Consider the following 2,690-nt stretch of genomic DNA (forward strand, 5'->3'; position numbering starts at 1 on the left):
CTGATTCTCAATCTTTTATATTTTTTAGCTGATAAATTGCGCTTCGTTAGTGAACTTTGCAGCCAGTTGAACAAAACCATCTTAAAGATGAATCTGAAAACTCCAATTGGCAGGCTTCGTTTATTGGCTATTCTTGAAGGCATCAGCTATTTATTATTCGCGATTACGATGCCACTTAAATATGTCTTCGGTATCACTCAACCAAACTTTTATGTCGGCATGGCCCATGGCTGGTTATTCATAGCCTACATTTTACTGTGCTTTCTAGCGATCCTTTATTACAAGTGGAGCATTAAAACCAGTTTTCTGGCACTCATAGCTTCTCTTATACCTTTTGGAACCTTCGTGGCTGATTCTAAAATTTTTAAGCCGGAGCAGCAATCTTTATAAGCAAAAGGTCGTCCTAAAAGATTATTGATGATTAATCATAATTTATTGACAGTAATATGAGTTACCGTATGTATACTTGCAGCGGTAGAAGAAAAGGAATTGGATGCGACAGTATAATTTCGAGAAAAGAGATCACTACATTTTTGCAAAAGTCACCGGCCAAAGAAATAACCTGCTGGATATAATTAAAGGAAGTCAGAAAATACATGATGCTGCTCAAACCATTAAATGTCCTTATTTTCTTCTAGACTATACTGATGTGAAATTCAATGTTTCACGAATAGAAGCATTTAACATCATTAGATACTTCGAAAAGTCGCTTCCCTTTCTCAAAAAAGTAAGCATGAGCTTTGCAGTAAATCAGATGAATTACGACATTATAAAATACTGGGAAGAGCTGTGTCACGAGCGTGGTTTTAACAATGCCGTGTTTTTAAATGTTGAAGAAGCAAGGCAGTGGTTGCTTACTGTAATCAACCAACAAGGAAAGCAATAACCCAGTCATACTTACATAATCTCAAATAAAGTAAATCGTGATAAAACTAAGAATTGGTGGAGTGCCTGAGCACTTTAATTTACCCGTTCATTTGGGTATAGAGGCCGGTTTGTTTAAAAAAGCCGGAATCGATCTTGAGTGGATTGATTACCCTGGAGGCACAGGAGCCATGACCAAAGCGTTGCGCAATGACGACTGTGATATCTGTGTTTTACTTACTGAAGGTATTATTACGGATATAATCAATGGCAACCCATCCAAAATAATAAGTGGTTATGTAAAATCGCCAATTACCTGGGGCATACATACCGGTAATAAAAGTCACATTCACAGTCATGAGCAGGTATTTACAGAAAAAGTTGCGATAAGCCGTTATGGATCTGGGTCTCACCTGATGCCGACAGTAGATGCATTGCTTAAAGGTAAAAAGATGGATCAGGATCAATATGTTACCGTGCAAGACATAGAAGGTGCCTTAAAATCGTTGAATAGCGGTGAAACGAACATATTTTACTGGGAAAAATACACCACTAAACCTTATGTAAACAAAGGCCACCTGCGAAGAATTGGTGAGTTCTTATCTCCCTGGCCATGTTTCATGATTGCAGCCAGAGACGAAGTGATTGCCAAACACCCAAAAGCACTTGATATTTTGCTGAAAATCATCCATAAAACCTGCCAGCAGTTTATGAATGATCCGGAAGCAGTGAATATGGTAAGCGAGCGCTACGACCTGCCTCTACAAGACACCAAATATTGGTTTCACTCAACCGAATGGGCTACAGACAGCTGGGTGAGCGATAAAATGCTAATGAGCGTATTATTTACGCTTAAAGAAGCTAAAATAGTTTCTGATGAAGCGTCTGTAGACAATCTGGTTTGGAAAAGGTCTGCTTCAAAATAAAAACCCTATCTATTGAATCCTGAAGAATCAAGAAATCACCTTAAAACTCTTGTGCAAATGCCAATGCCTTTTGGTAAATACAAGGGTAAATTACTGTGTGACTTGCCAGTAAGTTATTTAGAGTGGTTTAAGCGAGAGGGCTTTCCAAAAGGTAAACTAGGTATGTTGCTGGAAACCATGTATGAGATCAAACTCAATGGACTGGAAAGCCTCCTCACTCCACTTAAAAGGAATAGATAGATTTATTTAGAAGGAAGCATACTCGGCCTCACCTCTATTTTACTTGGTAGAGTACGTGCATTAAGCCTCACCAGGTTAGTCACCATCTCTCCTATATCTTCGATTTGTATTTTCCACGCATCTGCCTCAGATGGCTGGTGATCGTTAAAGTAAGTTGCTACTGACCCAGGCATTATGGTTGACACTCTAATGCCATGTTTCCGCAAATCCATCATTACTGCTTGTGTAAAACCTGTAAGTCCAAATTTACTGGCATTGTAAGCAGCACCTCCTGCAAAAAAGTTTGTGCCTGCCAAACTTGATATAGTAATAAAGAATCCTTTGCTATCTTTCAGTGATTCTACAGAAGCTTTGATGGTATTAAATACGCCTGTAAGGTTAGTATCTATAGTTTGCTGCCATTGCTCGTGTGTAAGCTCTTCAATAGAAGCAAAATGACCTACTCCGGCATTAGCCACGACCAGGTCTATACCACCCCACTTGTTTACTATTTCTCCGATTGCATTCTGTTGTGATTTTGCATCCTTCACATCTGACTCAAAGCCTAAAACTGCATCATTTCCAGTTTTGTCTTTGAGCGACTGCACTGCATCATCGGCACTTTGCTTAGAGCGAGAAGTAATGGCTACTTTGCCTCCTTCTTTTAGGATTGCTTCAGCG

At 39.3% G+C, this 2,690-nt stretch carries 5 protein-coding genes; 4 read left to right on the plus strand and 1 reads right to left on the minus strand.

Annotation, left to right across the window (positions count from 1 at the left end):
• From E1176_RS02670 to E1176_RS02685, 4 genes are all read left to right on the plus strand, one after another.
• Window positions 1–390, plus strand: a 390-nt coding sequence (locus E1176_RS02670) for a DUF3817 domain-containing protein (RefSeq protein WP_246205918.1), incomplete at its 5' end; no start/stop codon positions are given.
• Between the two features lie 103 nt (window positions 391–493).
• Window positions 494–886, plus strand: a complete 393-nt coding sequence (locus E1176_RS02675) for a hypothetical protein (protein WP_155209035.1) — start codon at window positions 494–496, stop codon at window positions 884–886.
• A gap of 37 nt (window positions 887–923) precedes the next feature.
• Window positions 924–1,790: a substrate-binding domain-containing protein gene (locus tag E1176_RS02680; protein WP_222933058.1), complete on the plus strand. Its 867-nt coding sequence runs from the start codon at window positions 924–926 to the stop codon at window positions 1,788–1,790.
• Between the two features lie 12 nt (window positions 1,791–1,802).
• Window positions 1,803–2,030: a DUF3820 family protein gene (locus E1176_RS02685; protein ID WP_281349512.1), complete on the plus strand. Its 228-nt coding sequence runs from the start codon at window positions 1,803–1,805 to the stop codon at window positions 2,028–2,030.
• Window positions 2,031–2,032: 2 nt separating this feature from the next.
• On the opposite strand, the gene E1176_RS02690 is transcribed toward E1176_RS02685, so the two are convergent.
• Window positions 2,033–2,690, minus strand: a 658-nt coding sequence (locus tag E1176_RS02690) for an SDR family oxidoreductase (RefSeq protein ID WP_155209036.1), incomplete at its 5' end; no start/stop codon positions are given.

The organism is Fulvivirga aurantia, assembly GCF_009711475.1.
Classification (GTDB): domain Bacteria; phylum Bacteroidota; class Bacteroidia; order Cytophagales; family Cyclobacteriaceae; genus Fulvivirga; species Fulvivirga aurantia.

Coding starts and splice junctions, on each gene's coding strand:
- E1176_RS02675 (WP_155209035.1), top strand. CDS start 494: ATGCGACAGTATAATTTCGAGAAAAGAGATCACTACATTTTTGCAAAA.